The organism is Sphingomonas corticis, from assembly GCF_012035195.1.
GTDB lineage: Bacteria > Pseudomonadota > Alphaproteobacteria > Sphingomonadales > Sphingomonadaceae > Sphingomonas > Sphingomonas corticis.
Genome location: NZ_JAAVJH010000001.1, coordinates 258824 through 275116, shown reverse-complemented (window position 1 = coordinate 275116; position 16293 = coordinate 258824). Strand labels below are relative to the sequence as shown.

21 protein-coding genes and 1 pseudogene are annotated in these 16293 nt (G+C 70.4%); 16 read left to right on the top strand and 6 right to left on the bottom strand.

Features of this window, described 5'->3' with window-relative positions; all coding sequences use genetic code 11:
- Positions 1–81: 81 nt before the first annotated feature.
- The gene (locus tag HBH26_RS01380) at positions 82–252 is read right to left on the bottom strand and encodes a hypothetical protein (protein ID WP_168132523.1); all 171 of its coding nucleotides are present in this window, start codon (positions 250–252) and stop codon (positions 82–84) included.
- Positions 253–320: 68 nt separating this feature from the next.
- On the opposite strand from HBH26_RS01380, the gene HBH26_RS01375 reads away from it, so the two are divergent.
- From HBH26_RS01375 to grxD, 14 genes and pseudogenes are all read left to right on the top strand, one after another.
- Complete coding sequence (locus HBH26_RS01375) at positions 321–1073, top strand: SDR family NAD(P)-dependent oxidoreductase (RefSeq protein WP_168132754.1); 753 nt, start codon at positions 321–323, stop codon at positions 1071–1073.
- Between the two features lie 50 nt (positions 1074–1123).
- On the top strand, positions 1124–2260 hold the full coding sequence (locus tag HBH26_RS20955) for an alpha/beta hydrolase (protein ID WP_168132753.1): 1137 nt from the start codon (positions 1124–1126) through the stop codon (positions 2258–2260).
- Positions 2261–2302: 42 nt separating this feature from the next.
- Positions 2303–2953 (top strand): HAD-IA family hydrolase, encoded by a 651-nt coding sequence (locus HBH26_RS01365; protein WP_168132752.1) that lies wholly within the window; start codon positions 2303–2305, stop codon positions 2951–2953.
- Between the two features lie 85 nt (positions 2954–3038).
- Positions 3039–3767, top strand: a complete 729-nt coding sequence (locus HBH26_RS01360; protein WP_168132751.1) for a CoA transferase subunit A — start codon at positions 3039–3041, stop codon at positions 3765–3767.
- Positions 3767–4417: a 3-oxoacid CoA-transferase subunit B gene (locus HBH26_RS01355; RefSeq protein WP_168132750.1), complete on the top strand. Its 651-nt coding sequence runs from the start codon at positions 3767–3769 to the stop codon at positions 4415–4417. The genes HBH26_RS01360 and HBH26_RS01355 overlap by 1 nt, the downstream gene beginning before the upstream one ends.
- 8 nt (positions 4418–4425) lie before the next feature.
- A pseudogene (locus tag HBH26_RS01350) lies at positions 4426–4834 on the top strand (glutathione S-transferase N-terminal domain-containing protein).
- Between the two features lie 178 nt (positions 4835–5012).
- Complete coding sequence (gene leuC / locus HBH26_RS01345) at positions 5013–6443, top strand: 3-isopropylmalate dehydratase large subunit (RefSeq protein WP_168132749.1); 1431 nt, start codon at positions 5013–5015, stop codon at positions 6441–6443.
- Positions 6444–6615: 172 nt separating this feature from the next.
- Entirely contained in the window at positions 6616–6879 is a 264-nt protein-coding gene (locus HBH26_RS01340; RefSeq protein WP_239024495.1) for a type II toxin-antitoxin system Phd/YefM family antitoxin, read from the top strand.
- A gap of 11 nt (positions 6880–6890) precedes the next feature.
- The gene (locus HBH26_RS01335) at positions 6891–7301 is read left to right on the top strand and encodes a PIN domain-containing protein (RefSeq protein WP_168132748.1); all 411 of its coding nucleotides are present in this window, start codon (positions 6891–6893) and stop codon (positions 7299–7301) included.
- A complete protein-coding gene (leuD, locus tag HBH26_RS01330) occupies positions 7298–7927 on the top strand; it encodes a 3-isopropylmalate dehydratase small subunit (RefSeq protein ID WP_168132747.1) in 630 nt (209 codons plus the stop codon). Before HBH26_RS01335 ends, leuD begins: the two co-directional genes overlap by 4 nt.
- On the top strand, positions 7890–8891 hold the full coding sequence (locus HBH26_RS01325) for an NADPH:quinone oxidoreductase family protein (protein WP_168132746.1): 1002 nt from the start codon (positions 7890–7892) through the stop codon (positions 8889–8891). The genes leuD and HBH26_RS01325 overlap by 38 nt, the downstream gene beginning before the upstream one ends.
- 73 nt (positions 8892–8964) lie before the next feature.
- On the top strand, positions 8965–9288 hold the full coding sequence (locus tag HBH26_RS01320; protein ID WP_168132745.1) for a DUF1476 domain-containing protein: 324 nt from the start codon (positions 8965–8967) through the stop codon (positions 9286–9288).
- 5 nt (positions 9289–9293) lie between these two features.
- Positions 9294–9527 carry a BolA/IbaG family iron-sulfur metabolism protein gene (locus HBH26_RS01315; RefSeq protein ID WP_168132744.1) on the top strand — a complete coding sequence of 78 codons (234 nt, stop codon included), beginning with the start codon at positions 9294–9296 and terminating at the stop codon, positions 9525–9527.
- 28 nt (positions 9528–9555) lie between these two features.
- Positions 9556–9888, top strand: coding sequence for a Grx4 family monothiol glutaredoxin (grxD, locus tag HBH26_RS01310; RefSeq protein WP_168132743.1), 333 nt, complete (start codon positions 9556–9558; stop codon positions 9886–9888).
- Positions 9889–10192: 304 nt separating this feature from the next.
- Here the strand turns inward: grxD and HBH26_RS01305 are convergent, their stop codons facing one another.
- Entirely contained in the window at positions 10193–10762 is a 570-nt protein-coding gene (locus HBH26_RS01305; protein ID WP_168132742.1) for an MliC family protein, read from the bottom strand.
- Entirely contained in the window at positions 10759–11094 is a 336-nt protein-coding gene (locus tag HBH26_RS01300) for a DNA primase (protein WP_168132741.1), read from the bottom strand. Before HBH26_RS01300 ends, HBH26_RS01305 begins: the two co-directional genes overlap by 4 nt.
- 121 nt (positions 11095–11215) lie before the next feature.
- On the opposite strand from HBH26_RS01300, the gene HBH26_RS01295 reads away from it, so the two are divergent.
- Together HBH26_RS01295 and HBH26_RS01290 are read left to right on the top strand one after the other, a co-directional pair.
- Positions 11216–12184 carry an isopenicillin N synthase family dioxygenase gene (locus HBH26_RS01295; protein ID WP_168132740.1) on the top strand — a complete coding sequence of 323 codons (969 nt, stop codon included), beginning with the start codon at positions 11216–11218 and terminating at the stop codon, positions 12182–12184.
- Entirely contained in the window at positions 12181–12423 is a 243-nt protein-coding gene (locus HBH26_RS01290; protein WP_338057204.1) for a hypothetical protein, read from the top strand. The genes HBH26_RS01295 and HBH26_RS01290 overlap by 4 nt, the downstream gene beginning before the upstream one ends.
- A 4-nt stretch (positions 12424–12427) precedes the next feature.
- On the opposite strand, the gene HBH26_RS01285 is transcribed toward HBH26_RS01290, so the two are convergent.
- From HBH26_RS01285 to HBH26_RS01275, 3 genes are all read right to left on the bottom strand, one after another.
- Entirely contained in the window at positions 12428–12928 is a 501-nt protein-coding gene (locus HBH26_RS01285; protein WP_168132739.1) for a phosphoribosyltransferase, read from the bottom strand.
- Positions 12929–12980: 52 nt separating this feature from the next.
- Positions 12981–14642, bottom strand: a complete 1662-nt coding sequence (locus tag HBH26_RS01280; protein ID WP_168132738.1) for a helicase HerA-like domain-containing protein — start codon at positions 14640–14642, stop codon at positions 12981–12983.
- 94 nt (positions 14643–14736) lie between these two features.
- Positions 14737–16275: a Do family serine endopeptidase gene (locus tag HBH26_RS01275; RefSeq protein WP_168133045.1), complete on the bottom strand. Its 1539-nt coding sequence runs from the start codon at positions 16273–16275 to the stop codon at positions 14737–14739.
- Positions 16276–16293: the final 18 nt, after the last annotated feature.

The window sequence follows — 16293 nt, the reverse complement described above, 5'->3', positions numbered from 1 at the left end:
CAGCGGCGCGGTCAAGCTGGCTCGGTCAAGCTGGCCCGGTCGGGCTGGCCCGGTCGGGCTGGCTTGGTCAGGCTGGCGCGGTCAGTCCCGGCGCACGATCCGGCGGCGGAGCGCGCGGCGGGTGAGCCACACCGCCCCGGCCGCCACGCCGAATAGCGCCACGTCCGACGCCTCCGGCGCGGTCCGGCGCTGGCCGGGTGCCTCGGCCGCGGCGGGCGCTAGCGCAAGGATCAGCGCGAAGAGGATCGGCATGGCCCCTGCCTAGCTTGCAAAGGTTACCGCTCTGCCTAATGCGGATGGCGGAACGGAGAGGGGTGCGCATGGGGCAGCTGGACGGGCGCGTGGCGCTGGTGACGGGGGCCTCGTCGGGCCTAGGCGCCCATTTCGCGCGGCTGATGGTGGCGGAGGGGGCGCGCGTGGTGATGGGCGCGCGGCGCGCGGATCGGGTGGCGGCGCTGGCGACGGAGCTGGGCGACCGCGCGCTGGCGGTGTCGCTGGACGTCACCGACGAGGCGTCGACGATCGCCGCCTACGACGCGGCGGAGGCGCGGTTCGGCACCGTGGACACGATCGTCGCCAACGCGGGGCAGAGCAACGCGGGACGATCGACCGACCTGCCGATGGAGGCGCTCCGCGCGACGATCGACACGAACTTCACCGGGCTGTTCCTCACCGCGCGGGAGGGCGCGCGGCGGCTGATGCACGCGGGCGCGCGCGACGGCGGGCGGGGACGCGTCGTGCTGATCGGGTCGATCACCGCGCACCTGACCGGGCAGGGGGACAGCCCCTATGCCGCCTCCAAGGCAGCGGTGGCGCACCTGGGCCGCAACCTGGCGCGCGAGTGGGTGCGGCAGGGGATCAACGTGAACGTGATCCAGCCGGGCTACATCCGCACGGAGATCGGCGGCGAGTGGTGGGATACGGCAGGCGGGCAGCGGCAGATCGCCGGGTGGCACCGCCGCCGCATGATGCCGGCGGACGCGCTGGACGCGATGCTGCTCTACTTCGCCTCCGACGCCTCGCTCCACGTCACCGGCAGCGTGATCGACGTCGACGACGGCCAGTCCCTGTGATCGGGCAGTCCCTGTGACCGGGCATTCCCTGTGATCGGGCAGGCGCGCTGATGGACTATGTCGCCGCGCTGCTGCTGTGGCACGCCGCGGCCGGGGCGATCCCGGCGCAGCCGCGCTCGATCCCCGCGGCGCTGCTGGGCGTGTGGTGGGTGGCGAGCTGGGTGGCGCAGAGCTTCGCCGCGCCGCTGCTGCTCGCCGCGCTCGCCGTCGCGGCGTTCGCATGGCACGACGGCGACGTGGCGGGGGTGCTGATGGCGGCGCCGGCGGCGGTGCTGTTCGCCTTCGTCCACCTTCGCAACCGCCGCGCCGCGCGCCTGCTGCTGCGCGCCATGGGCCTTGCCGATCGCGTGCCCTGGTCGGCCGGGATGTGGCCGATCGTGCGCGACGATCCGCGGGTGCGGCGGATCGCCGACCTGTCCTATGGCGACCACGGCGTCCGCAACCGGCTCGACCTGATCCTGCCGGTCGTGCCGCCGGCCGGGCCGATGCCGGTGCTGGTGCACATCCACGGCGGCGCGTGGATCACCGGGCACAAGCGCCAGCAGGCGCGGCCGCTGATCCATCACCTCGCCGCCCACGGCTGGATGGTGGCGGACGTGAACTACCGTCTCGGCCCGCGCGACCGGATGCCGGCGATGGTCACCGACGTGCTGCGCGCCGTCGCCTGGGTGCGGGAGCACGCGGCCGAGCACGGCGGCGATCCGGCGCGCGTGGCGGTGACGGGCGAGTCGGCGGGCGGGCACCTGGCGGCCATGGTGGCGCTGGCGCACGACGATCCGGCGCTAAAGCCCGGATTCGAGCAGGCGGACTGCTCGGTGGTCGCCGCCGTGCCGCTCTACGGTCGGTACGACATGCTCGATCGCGCGCGCCGCGCCGGGCGCAACCACGCGGCGCTGCTGCGCTTCGCCGCGGCGCGGTTCATGCCGGGATCGCCGGACGCGACGTGGCACGCGATGAGCCCGATGGAGCGGGTCCGCGCCGACGCGCCACCGATGCTGCTGATCCACGGCACCGGCGACATCCTGCTGCCGCACGAGGAAAGCGCGGCCTTCGCCGCGGCGCTGCCCGATGCCACCTGTGTCGCGCTGCCGGGGATCGAGCACGCCTATGACATCGCCGCCAGCGCGGCCACCTGGGGCCACGTGCGCGCGGTGCGCGCCTTCCTCGACCGGCACGTGAACGGGTAGCGCGATTTGCCTTTGCCGCGCGCCGCGCTACACCCCGCGGCCATGCGGGACACGGTCATCTTCGACTTCGGCGGCGTCATCACCTCGTCGCCCTTCGAGGCGTTTGCCCGGCTGGAGCGCGAGCGCGGGCTGCCGGCCGATTTCATCCGTCGCGTCAACGCGACCGATCCGGACGCCAACGCCTGGGCGCGGTTCGAACGGGCGGAGATCGACGCCGCCGGTTTCGACGCGGCCTTCGCGTCGGAGGCGCGGGTGCTCGGCCACGAATTGCGCGGAGAGGACGTGCTGGCGCTGCTGGCGGGCGACATCCGCCCGCGCATGGTCCACGCGCTCGACTGGCTGAAGGCGCACGGCTACCGTATCGGCTGCATCACCAACAACGTGCCGAGCGGCGAGGGCGCGGGCATGGCGCGCACCGCGGAGAAGGCGACCGCGGTGGCGGCGATCATGCAACGGTTCGACCACGTGATTGAATCGAGCAAGGTCGGCATCCGCAAGCCCGACCCGGCGATCTACCGCATGATGTGCGATCATCTGGGCAAGGCGCCGGAACAATGCGTCTACCTCGACGACCTCGGCATCAACTGCAAGCCGGCGGCGGCGCTCGGCATGCTCGCCATCAAGGTGACGGGCGAGGCGCAGGCGCTGGGCGATCTGGCGCACGCGATCGACGTGGCGCCCGGGCTGTTCTGAGGCTCGAGTTGAAAGGCGGTTCAGGTTTCTTGACCGTGCGCCGCCCGCGCCGCTAATCGCCGCAGCAAGAGGAGAGTCGCCGCCGATGAAGAAGCTCTACACCGACGCCGCCGCCGCGCTGGACGGGCTGCTGTTCGACGGTATGACGATCTGCGCCGGCGGGTTCGGCCTGTGCGGCATTCCGGAGCGGCTGATCGACGCGATCCAGGCCGCGGGCACGAAGGACCTGACGATCGCCAGCAACAATGCGGGCATCGACGGCGAGGGGTTGGGCAAGCTGCTCCGCACGCGTCAGGTGAAGAAGATGATCTCCAGTTACGTAGGCGAGAACAAGGAGTTCGAGCGCCAGTACCTGTCCGGCGAGCTGGAAGTGGAATTCTGCCCCCAGGGGACGCTGGCGGAGCGCTGCCGCGCGGGCGGCGCGGGCATCCCCGGTTTCTACACGAAGACCGGCGTCGGCACGCAGGTGGCCGAGGGCAAGGAGGTGAAGGTGTTCGATGGCGAGGAGTTCATCCTCGAGCGGGGCATCCGCGCCGACCTGTCGATCATCAAGGGGTGGAAGGCGGACGAGAGCGGGAACCTGATCTTCCGCAAGACGGCCCGCAACTTCAACCAGCCGATGGCGACCGCGGGCCGCATCTGCGTCGCCGAGGTGGAGGAAGTGGTGCCCGTCGGCACGCTCGATCCCGACCACATCCACCTGCCCGGCATCTACGTGAAGCGCATGATCGTCGGCGCGCCCTACGACAAGAAGATCGAGTTCCGCCTGACGCGCCCGCGTGGCGGGGCGGCCGCCGCGGGGAGTGAGATCTGATGGCCGGGCAGGCGAAGGGTTGGGACCGCAACGGCATGGCGGCACGTGCGGCCAAGGAGCTGCGCGACGGCTATTACGTGAACCTGGGCATCGGCATTCCCACGCTTGTGGCGAACAACATCCCCGCCGGCATGACGGTGACGCTCCAGTCGGAGAACGGGATGCTGGGCATCGGCCCGTTCCCGTACGAGGACGAGGTCGACGCCGATCTCATCAACGCGGGCAAGCAGACGATCAGCGAGCTGCCGCAATCGGCCTATTTCGGCAGCGAGCAGAGCTTCGCGATGATCCGCGGCGGGCACATCGACCTGACCGTGCTGGGCGCGATGGAGGTGGCGGAGAACGGCGACATCGCCAACTGGATGATCCCGGGCAAGATGATCAAGGGCATGGGCGGCGCCATGGACCTCGTCGCCGGCGTGAAGAAGATCATCGTGGTGATGGAGCACACGTCGAAGGACGGCAGCCCCAAGTTCATTCCCGCCTGCACGCTGCCGCTGACCGGAAAGAACGTGGTAGACATGATCGTCACCGATCTCGCCGTATTCCAGCGCGCCGACCACGACAGCCCGTTCCGCCTGGTCGAGCTGGCGCCCGGCATCACCGCGGAGGAAGTGCGCGCGAAGACGACGGCGGCCTATCAGGTGTAAGCTACACGCTGGTCACCGCGAACCGCGACCACAGCGGCTGGTCGCTGCGCCCCTGGCTGTTGATGACCACGCTCGACATCCCGTTCGAGGACAGGATCGACCCGTTCGCATCGATGGACAATTCCGCGGCCTTTCGCAGCTTCTCGCCGACCGGTCAGTTCCGGTACTGCTCGATGGTGGGCGAACCGTGTGGGATTCGCTCGGCATCGCGCTGTACCTCGGCGAGCGGCATGATGGCGTCTGGCCGACCGACCCGGCGGCGCGGGCGGCGCCGGCGCGCGCTGGGTGGCGCGGATGCTCGATCGGACGGCGATGCGCGCCTGGGAGGCGGCCGCGCTCGCCGAAGCCTTTCGCGAGGAGGCGGAGGAAGCGGAGGTCGAAGCGGTGGGTATGGTGACCAGCGATCATCTTGCCTGACGATTGCTCTTCCCACGACGCCGCGATCGGTCTGGGTGATCGCGGCGGACAAGGGGCGATGGCCGCTCGACAATTTCCGGGGGGGATGATGAGGCATCGGCCATCGTCATCCGTGTCGGGGCACTTCGTGTCGCCCGAACTTGGAGCGACGATGCTTTTCGGTTAACAGCCGCGGATCATGTCCACCCGCCCTCGCACCTTGTACGAAAAGGTTTGGGACCCGCACGTCGTCGAGCGCCGCGACGACGGGTCGTGCCTGATCTACATCGACCGCCACCTCGTCCACGAAGTCACCAGCCCGCAGGCGTTCGAAGGGCTGCGCGTCGCCGGGCGCCGCGTGCGCCGACCCGACCTGACGCTGGCGGTGCCGGACCACAACCTGCCCACCACCCCGCGCGTCGATGCGGCGGGGCGCGAGCTGCCGATCGCCGATCGCGAGAGCGCGGAGCAGCTCGGCGCGCTGCGACAGAACGTCGCCGAGTTCGGCGTGCCCTACATCGACGCGCTGTCGGCGCGGCAGGGGATCGTCCACGTCGTGGGTCCCGAACAGGGCTTCACCTTGCCGGGCACGACGATGGTGTGCGGCGACAGCCACACGTCGGCGCACGGGGCGCTGGGCGCGCTTGCGTTCGGCATCGGCACCAGCGAGGTGGAGCACGTGCTCGCCACGCAGACGCTGATCCTGTCGCCGTCGAGGACGATGGAGGTGCGGGTGGACGGCACGCTGGGCTTCGGCGTGTCGGCGAAGGACGTGGTGCTCGCCATCATCGGTCGCATCGGCGCCGCCGGGGGCACGGGCTACGTCATCGAATATACCGGCGAGGTGATCCGTGCGCTGTCGGTGGAGGGGCGGCTGACGATCGCCAACATGTCGATCGAGGGCGGGGCGCGCGCCGGCATGATCGCGCCGGACGATACGACCTTCGCCTATCTGAAGGGGCGGCCGATGGCGCCGAGGGGCGCGGACTGGGACAAGGCGGTGGCATGGTGGCGCACGCTGCCGACCGACGCGGGCGCAGCCTACGACCGCCGCGTCGTGCTGCACGCGACCGATATCGCCCCCGCGCTCACCTGGGGCACCTCGCCCGAGGACGTGGTGCCGATCACCGGCGCGGTGCCCGAGCCGGAGAGCTTCGCCGACCCCTCGAAGCGCGACGCGGCGAGGAAGTCGCTCGAGTATATGGGGCTCGCGCCGGGTACGCGGATGCAGGACGTGCCGGTGCAGCACGTCTTCATCGGCAGCTGCACGAACAGCCGCATCGAGGATCTGCGCGCCGCCGCGGCGGTGGCGGACGGGCGGAGGGTCGCCGACGGCGTGCGCGCGATGGTGGTGCCGGGATCGGGCCTGGTGAAGCGCCAGGCGGAGGCGGAGGGGCTGGACCGCATCTTCGTGTCGGCCGGATTCGAGTGGCGGGAGCCGGGCTGCTCGATGTGCCTGGCGATGAACCCGGACAAGGTGCCGCCGGGCGAGCGCTGCGCCTCCACCAGCAACCGGAATTTCGTGGGACGTCAAGGACCTGGCGCCCGCACCCATCTGTTGTCGCCGGCCATGGCAGCGGCGGCGGCGGTCACCGGGCGGCTCGCCGACGTGCGCGACCTGATGGCTTGAGAAGAGGGAAATCGCATGAAGAAGATGCTCGCCTTCCTGATCGCCGGCTCGCTGCTGAGCGGTGTCGCTGCCTATGCCGCGCTGGCCCGTCCCGCGGCGGAGAAGACCCGCACGCGTTGACGATCGCTGGCACCGGGCGCATATCCTGACCAGAAATGCAGGGGAAATGGTCATGGATATGCCCGTCCGCGAATTCGCCGTCGCCGATGCCAAGGCGCGCTTCTCCGAGCTGATCGCCCGCGCCGAGGCGGGCGAGGAGATCGTCATCAAGCGCCACGGCGCGCCCGTGGCGAAGCTGGTGGCGGTGGCGCCGAAGATCACGGTGGAGGAGCGGCGAAAGGCCCGGCTGGATTTTCAAGAGCGGCGCCGGCTCACGGGTCCCAGGCTCGGCCTCGATCTGACCATCAAGCAACTGATCGAGGAAGGGCGCCGGTGACGGAAAGCTTCGTGCTTGACGCTTCGATGGCGCTCGCCTGGCATTTTGCCGACGAAGAATCGTCGCGCACTCTCGCGATCGAGCTTCTGACCGACACCGCTGCGGTCCTGGTGCCGTCGCATTGGTTCGCGGAGGTGACGAACACGTTGGTCATGGGAGAGCGGCGGAAGCGTGCGACGCTGGCGGACACCGCAGCGTTCATCGAGCGGCTCGGCAAGCTGGTGATCGTCGTCGACGAGATCGCGCCGGAGCGGCACTGGACGCACATCCTCCCGCTCGCCCGCGCCCACGGCCTCACCGTCTACGACACGCTCTATCTCGAACTCGCCGAGCGGCGCGGGCTCCCCCTCGCCAGTCTCGACGAGGAACTGAACACCGCCGCGCGCCGCGTCGGCATCGCACTGGTCGAGGAGGCCGCATGAATCCCGTCACTCGCGTGTCCGGTACGGCCTATCCCTGGGGACAGAAGAACGTCGATACCGACGTCATCATCCCGGCGCACTGGCTGAAGACGATCCGGCGCTCGGGGCTGGGCAAGGGCGCGTTCGAGACGGTGCGGAGCGTGCCGGGCAACATCTTCGACGATCCCGCCTATGCCGGCGCGCCGATCCTGATCGCGGGCGACAATTTCGGTTGCGGATCCAGTCGCGAGCATGCCGCCTGGGCGCTGGCGGACATGGGCATCCAGGCGGTGATCGCGCCCAGCTTCTCCGACATCTTCTCCGGCAACGCGTTCAAGAACGGCATCGTCCCCGTCGTCCTGCCGCAGGAGCAGGTCGACCGCCTGCTGGAGGTCGCGCGCGACCAGCCCGTCACCATCGACCTGGAGACGATGACCGTCACCACCCCCTACCAGGACCGCTTCGCCTTTCATCTCGACCCGTTCCGCCGCCGCTGCCTGATGGAAGGGCTGGACGAGGTCGGCCTGACGCTGGCAAAGGATACCGCGATTTCGAAATTCGAGGAGCGGCTCGACGTCGAGCGGCCCTGGATCAAGGGAGAGAGCGCGGATGAAGGGCTTGCTGTCGAGGGCGCCGGGCGGACCTGAAACTCTGGAGATCGGCGAACTGCCCGATCCGACCGCTGCGGCGGGGGAGGTGGTGGTCGCCGTGAAGGCCTGCGCGATCAACTATCCCGACGTGCTGGTGATCGAGGACAGGTACCAGTTCAAGCCGCCCCGTCCGTTCGCCCCGGGTGGCGAGGTGTCCGGCGTGGTCGAGAGCGTGGGCGAGGGCGTGACCGCCTTCAAGCCCGGCGACCGCGTGATGGGCAACACCGGCATGGGCGGGCTCGTCGAGAAGCTCGTGATGAAGGCCGACAACATCTACCCCATTCCCGACGAGCGATCGTTCGAGGAAGGCGCGTCGATGCTGCTGACCTACGGCACGACGATCCACGCGCTGATCGATCGCGGTCATATCAAGGAAGGCGACACGCTCCTGGTGCTCGGCGCGGCGGGGGGCGTGGGCCTCGCCGCGGTGGAACTGGGCAAGGCGTTCGGCGCGCGCGTCGTCGGCGCGGTGTCGAGCGAGGAGAAGGCGCAGGCGGTGCGCGACGCAGGCGCCGACGACGTCATCGTCTACGGCCGCGCGCCGTTCAGCAAGGACGAGTCGAAGGCGCTGGCCGACCAGTTCAAGGAAAAGGGCGGGAAGAACGGCTACCAGCTGGTCTACGACGCGGTCGGTGGTGACTATGCCGAGCCGGCGCTGCGGTCGATCGGCTGGGAAGGGCGCTACCTCGTCATCGGCTTCCCCGCGGGCATCCCGAAGCTGCCGCTGAACCTGACGCTGCTGAAGAGCTGCGACGTATGCGGCGTGTTCTGGGGGGCGTTCGCCGCGCGCGAGCCGGAGCGGAACCGCGCCAACATCCGCCGGCTGTTCGACCTGTGGCGGCAGGGCAGGATCGCGCCGCGCGTGACCGAGGTGTTCCCGCTGGAGAAGGGTGGGGAGGCGATCGCGAAGATGGCCAATCGCGGCGCCATCGGCAAACTGGTGGTGCGGGTCGCCGACTGACGCGCGCGGACGGGCGGCGTTGCGCGCGCCGCCCGGCTCCACTATCCCGCTGGCAAGACAGACAGGAGCCGCCATGACCACCTTCGACGATCGCGAGCGCGCCTTCGAGACCAAGTTCGCGCGCGACGAGGAGGTCGCCTTCCGCATCACCGCGCGGCGCAACCGCCTGCTGGGCCAGTGGGCGGCGACGCTGATGAAGCTGACGCCCGCGGAGACCGACGCCTATGCCAAGGCGGTGGTGCAGGCCGATTTCGAGGAAGCGGGCGACGAGGACGTGGTGCGCAAGCTGCTGGGCGATCTGACCGCGGCTGGCGTCGACGTCGACGACGCGGCGGTGCGCCGCGCGCTGGAGGAGCAGACCGTCGAGGCGCGCCGCCAGCTGATCCAGCCGGAGTAGGCGCGATGCCGATGGAAGCCGCGGAGATCGTGGCGCTCATCAAGGCCGGCATCCCCGACGCGGAGGTCGAGATGACCGACCTGGCCGGCGACAACGACCATTGGGCCGCGCGCGTCACCAGCGCCAGCTTCGCCGGCGTGCCGCGCGTGAAGCAGCACCAGGCGGTATACGCGGCGCTGGGCGGGCGGATGGGCGGCGTGCTCCACGCCTTGCAGCTGACCACGTCCGTTCCGAAATAGGCGTGAACGGATCGAAGAGGACCAGACGATGACCGACGATAGCCTGGACGGGGCCCACGCCCGCATCGACGCGGTGGTGAAGAACAATCCGGTGGTGCTGTTCATGAAGGGCACGCCGCTGTTCCCGCAGTGCGGCTTCTCCAGCCGCGCGGTCGCGATCCTGGAGCGGCTCGGCGCCGAGTTCGAGGGCGTCGACGTGTTGCAGGACCAGGCGGTGCGGCAGGGCATCAAGGCCTATTCCGACTGGCCGACCATTCCGCAGCTCTACATCCACGGCGAGTTTGTCGGCGGTTCGGACATCATGATGGAGATGTACGAATCGGGCGAGCTGGCCGACCTGCTGAAGGTCGAGGCGGCCTGAAGCGATCCGGCGACGGCAGGTTCGTCCCGGCGCACTGCGGCGCTGGCGCATCGAGCGCGACCAGCGTTGTCCGATCCGATCGCGGACGAAGCGCGCCGGCTTTGGCGGTCAGGCTCGCGTCGGAGTGGTCGCGGGACGTCTCGCGCATCATCTCGATGGCGTTCCGGCGACCGAAGGTGTCGGCACCGGGTGCGGGCGGGGATCGCGAGATCGAAGCAGCGTCCCCGCCCGGCTGAAAGCGTATTCACGCTCGGTGCCTGGTCTATTGTGCATCCCGCGTGCCAGCGCGGAAGAGACGAGCGTTTCAGCCGCCTGCGACGGTTAATGCCGTCCTGCCGTCAGCGCCGAGTGTAAGGATCGCCGACGTTTCGTCCTCCGCGACGCAGGCGACCGGTTCGGCATCGGGCCGGCTCAGCGTCGCGTCACCGCCCTTGCCGCGCAGGTCCCATCCCTGTCCGGCATAGTGGATGCCCGATGCGGCAGGCTGCTGCGAGAGCGTGACGTGCTCCTCGCCCCGGTGCAGCGTCACCGTTCCGGCACGATTGTCGAAGCGGGCCGAGATCCGGCTGTCGTCCGCGCAGGCGTAGGTGGCGGTGGCGACGTCGGGCAGGCGAGGCGCCTGCGTCGCGACGTGGGCGGGGGCGGGGGCGGGGTCGGGCGGCGGTGTGCGCGGCGCAGAGGGGGCCGCCCGCCGCACGCGTCGATAGGCCTCGATCCGGGCCTCGGCATCGTGCGCCGCCCTCGCGATGTCGACCGCGGAGGCGTTGGCGCCCAATGTCTCGCCCGAGCGGCCCGGCCCGCAGCCCGCCAGTACGGCGCCGGCGACCAGGCACAGGCCGGCCGGTCGCATGCGCCGTGCCGGCCCGTCGGTCACGGACGCAGCGCGGTATCGTCGCGATCGTCCAGATCGTCTTCCGCGACGGTGTCGTCGTCGAAGTCCTCCTGCAGATCGTCCTCGTCCAGATCTTCCTCGTCGGGCTGGACGGTGCCGTCCTCCTCGCCCACCTCGCCCTCGGTCAGATTCAGCTCGTCCTCGTCCGCCTCGTCGTCCTCGTCGAGATCGGGTTCCAGGTCGGTGATGATCGTCCCGTCGCTCGGGCCGTCGCGCGTCGCCTCCAAGATCTCGGCGCGCTGGCTCTCGTCATAGCCGTCCTCGTCGTAGCCGTCGTCACCCGAACCGTGGCTGGTCACCTGATGGCCGCCCATGAACGTGCCTCCTTCGTTGCTCGTTGGGGCGAACGGCGGCGGACGACGGCGGTTCCGTCAGGCTGGTCGCCGCGGAAACGAGCGCCTATGTGGAGGGCACCAAGAAAAACGGACGCTTATCATGCTCGACACCCCCGCAACGGCGCGGCTCGCCGACGTCCCCACGCTCAGCCTCGCCGACCAGGAGCGCGATCCCGACGGCTTCGCCGCGGCGCTGGGCGGATCGTTCGAGCGGTTCGGCTTCGCCATCGTCGCCGACCACGGCGTGCCGCAGGCGCTGATCGACCGTGCCTGGCGCGAGACGGAGGCGCTGTTCGCGCTGCCCGAGGAGGAGAAGCGCGGCTACCACGTTCCCGGTGGCGGCGGCGCGCGCGGCTACACGCCGTTCAAGACGGAGATCGCGAAGGATGCGGCGCACGTCGACCTGAAGGAATTCTGGCACGTCGGGCGCGAGCTGCCGGCCGGGCACCGCTTCGCCGACGTCATGTCGCCCAACATCTGGCCGACCCGGCCGGAAGGATTCAGGCAGACCTTCGTCGAGCTGTTCGCCGCGTTCGACCGTGCCGGCGACCGCCTGCTCTCCGCCATCGCGCGGCACCTGGGCCTGTCGTCCGACTGGTTCGACCCCGCGGTGAAGGACGGCAATTCGGTCCTTCGCCTGCTCCACTATCCGCCGATCCCCGCCGATGCGCAGGGCGTACGGGCGGGCGCGCACGAGGACATCAACCTCATCACGCTGCTGCTGGGCGCAGAGGAGGCCGGGCTGGAACTGCTCGACCGCGAGACGGGCGGCTGGCTGGCGATCAAGCCGCCGGAGGGCGCGATGGTCGTCAACGTGGGCGACATGCTGCAGCGGCTGACCAACCATGTCCTGCCGTCGACCACGCACCGCGTCGTGAACCCGCCGCCCGAGCGGCGCGGCCACTCGCGCTACTCCATGCCCTTCTTCCTGCACCCCGCGCCCGATTTCCTGATCGAGACGCTGCCCGGCTGCGTCGATGCGGAGCACCCGGACCGCTATCCGACGCCGATCACCGCGCATGACTATCTGCACGAGCGGCTGGTGGAGATCGGGCTGGTCAAGATGTGACGCGGCTGGGCGGGATCGTCTCCGGCGTCGTCCGCGCCACGGCGGACGGCGACGACGTGTCGGGCATCGTCCGGGGCGATATCGTCGTGGCCGCGGGCGTGCGCGCGACGGTCAGCGGCATCGTGGAGGGCAGGGTCCTCGTCGAGCCGGGTGCGCAGGTGACCGTCAGCGGGATGGTGTCCGGCGGGATCGAAAATCGCGGCGCAACGGTGCGGGTGACGGGGATGGTCGGCGGCTGATCGCTCAGCCGGTCCGCTCGGGCACCTCCTCCGCGTCCGCCAGGATCGCGCTGCCGGTGGCCATCGCCTCCCACGGGAACACGAACCAATCCTTGCAGGTCGCCCGGTCGATCGTGCGCGCGGCATAATCGACCCGCTCGCTCGATCGGCTGTTGTCGATCAGCGTGGCGAACCGCGCGTCGCCGACGCCCGGCATGGCACGCAGGCGGGCGGTGGTGCGCCCCGAATCGTTGATGTCGTCGACGAACAGCAGCCGCTCCCCCGCGCCCGCCCGACCGGCCAGCCGCAGCAGGGATTCGGCCACCAGCGGATCGGCCTGGGCGGAGAAGTCGATCGACAGCATCGGCACCGACAGCGCATGGCTGAGGTAGACCGCGGGGACCAGCCCGCCGCGGCCGATGCCGACCAGGTGGGTGGGCGTCCAGTCGTCGGCGGCGATCGCGTCGGCCAGCGCGCGGATCATCGCGAGCACGTCGCGGTAGGGGAGGGCGGTGAGGATAGGCATGATGCCCTCTTCCGCACCGAATGTGTCCCCGCGAAGGCGGGACCGGGACGCGCTATCGCCGCAGCAGCCCGCCCAGCACGCCGCGCATCACCTGGCCGAGCAGGCCGCCCGACTTCCCGCGACCGCCCCCCAGCACCGCCTTCGTCACCTCGTTCGCCACGGTCCGCCCGATCGCCGAGGAGGCGGAGCGCGAGGCGGAGGTGACGGCGCGGTTCCAGGGCGAGTTCGCCGCCTCGCGCTCCGCGGCGCGGCGGGCGCGGTCGTCCTCCCGCGCGGCGCGGTCGGCGTCCTTCTGCGCGGCGATGCGCGCGCGCTCCGCCTCCCTGGCCAGCCGGGCATCGTCCTTCGCCTTCAGCGCGGCCGCCTTCTCCGCATCGTCTCTCGCGCGCTCCGCCGCGACCGCGGCGGCGGCCTCGGCGGTCTTGGCCGCCAGCAGCTCCTCAGCGGATTCGCGATCGACGACGGTGTCGTACTTCGCGCCGATCACGTCGCTCTCGATCATCACCTTGCGCTCCGCCGCGGTCAGCGGGCCGACGCGGCTGGCGGGCGGGCGGATCAGCGTGCGCTCGACGGGCGAGGGCGCGCCGTCGGGCTGGAGCAGGCTGACCAGCGCCTCGCCGGTCTTCAGCTCGGTGATGGCGCTGCCCACGTCGATGCCGGGGTTGGCGCGGAACGTGTCGGCCGCGGCTGCCACCGCCTTCTGGTCGCGCGGGGTGAAGGCGTTCAGCTTGTGCTGCACGCGGTTGCCGAGCTGCCCGGCCACCTTGTCGGGGATGTCGATCGGGTTCTGCGTGATGAAGTAGACGCCGACGCCCTTCGACCGGATCAGCCGTACCACCTGCTCGATCTTCTCCGCCAGCGCCGCGGGCGCATCGTCGAACAGCAGGTGCGCCTCGTCGAAGAAGAAGCACAGGACCGGCCTGTCCGGATCGCCGACCTCGGGCAGCGCCTCGAACAGCTCGGACAACAGCCACAGGAGGAAGGTGGCGTACAGCTTGGGTGCGGCCATCAGCTTGTCCGCGGCCAGCACATTGACGATGCCCCGCCCGCGATCGTCGGTGCCGAGGAAGTCGTGCAGGTCGAGCGCGGGCTCGCCGAAGAAATGCTCACCGCCCTGGCCACGCAATTGCAGCAGCGCGCGCTGAATCGCGCCGACCGACTGCTTGCTGACGTTGCCGTAGGTGGTGGTCAGTTCCTCCGCCCGCTCGCCGCAATGCGCCAGCATGGCCTGAAGGTCGTCCAGGTCGATCAGCAGCAGCCCCTCCCGATCGGCGACGTGGAAGGCGATCGTCAGCACGCCCTCCTGCACCTCGTTGAGGCCGAGCAGCCGCGCGATCAGCAGCGGTCCCATCTCGCTGACGGTGGTGCGGATCGGATGGCCCTGCTCGCCGTACAGGTCCCAGAACTGCACCGGCGTATCGGCATAGGTCCAGTCGGCCATGCCGATCTCCGCCGCGCGGGCGGCGAAGATGGCGTGGGTCTTCGCCGTGGGCGAGCCGGGCATGGCAAGGCCGGAAAGGTCCCCCTTCACGTCGGCGACGAAGCAGGGCGTGCCCGCGGCGGAAAACCCCTCGACGATGCCCTGCAACGTCACCGTCTTGCCCGTGCCCGTCGCTCCGGCGATCAGGCCGTGGCGGTTGGCGCGGCGCAGGTCCAGCCGCTGCGGATGCGTGCCGCCCGCGCCGGCGCCGATGAAGATGCTGCCCTCGGTCATGTCGAACCCCCTCCGCGATCCCGATCCAGCCTAACGAAAAAGGCCCGCCGCGCCAGATGGCGGGCGGGCCCGTTCTCGCGCGGCGGAGCGCGGCCTACTTGATCTTCACCGGGATCAGTGCGCCCACGGTGCGCTGGCGCGTCACCGTCAGCAGCACGGCCGGGCGCCCGGCCGACTTCGCCGCCGCCACGAAGCGCGCCACGTCGGCGGCGGTGCGCACCGGCTGGGAATTGACCGCGGAGATCACGTCGCCGCGACGCAGCTTCTGCCCGGCGTCGCTCGACTGGTCCGTGCCGACGACGACCACGCCGGACACGGTCGAGTCGACGCCGATCTGGCGGGCGATCTGCGGCGTCAGCGGCTGGACGGTGACGCCCAGCGACGCCGTCGGCGCGGTCTGGCCCTGGTCGCCGCCCTCGGGCAGGCCGTCGTCGTCGTCCTCGCCGCCGGTCAGCGACGCGATCTGGTCCTCCGCCGGGCGGGTCGTGACCGTGGCGTTCAGCGTCTGCGGTCGGCCGTCGCGGATCACGTCCAGCCTGATCGTCGATCCCGGCGCCGTGTTGGCGACGAGGTAGGACAACGTCTGGTCGGGCGACACCTTCTTGCCGTTGATCGCGGTAACGACGTCGCCCGCGCGCAGCCCGGCCTTCGCGCCCGGCCCGTTCGGCTCCACCCGGCCGATGATCTCGCCCGAGTTCTTCGGCAGGCCCAGCGCGGCGCCGATATCCTCGCTGACCGGCTGGATGCCGACGCCCAGGTAGCCGCGACGGACCGACTGGCCCTTCATCAGCGTGTCGATGATCGGCTTGGCCTCGGTCGCCGGAATGGCGAAGCCGATGCCGATGTTGCCGCCCGACTGCGAGTAGATCTGCGAGTTGATGCCGATCACGTCGCCGTTCAGGTTGAACATCGGGCCGCCGGAATTGCCCTGGTTGATCGCGGCATCCGTCTGGATGAACGTGTCGAACGCGCCGCCGCCGGTGGAGCGGTGCACCGCGGAGACGATGCCCGCCGTCACCGTGCCGCCCAGGCCGAACGGCTGGCCGATCGCCACCACCCAGTCGCCGACGCGCGCGCGGCTGCTGTCGCCCAGCTTCACGAAGGGCAGCGGGGTGGAGGACGTGATCTTCAGCACGGCGAGGTCGCTGGTCGGATCGCGCCCGATCAGCTTCGCCTTGTATTCCTTGCGGTCCTGCAGCGTGACGGTGATCGATTCGACGGTCGCCCCGCGCGCGGCGGGAGCGATGACGTGGTTGTTCGTCACGACGTAGCCGTCGGAGGAGATCAGGAAGCCCGAGCCGAGCGACGATCCCTCGCGCGTCACCGGCGCGCCGCCCTGTCCGCCCTGTCCGCCGCCGAACTGGCCGAACAGCTCGCCGAACGGCGTGCCGGCGAAGGGATTGGGCGATTGCTGGAGCGTCACGCGCTGGGTGGTCGAGATGTTGACCACCGCGGGTTGCAGCTTCGCCACCATGTCGGCGAAGCTCATCGGCGCACCGGCGCGGGGCGCCTGGGCGGAGATCGCCCCCGGTTCGTTCTGCGCGACCTGCGCGGTCGCCGGATTCTGCATCGTCAGCGACGCGGCGGTTCCGCCGAGGAGAAGCGCACCGGTCAGGGCATAGGCGTAGCGCACGGTCTTCATGTCCTCTCG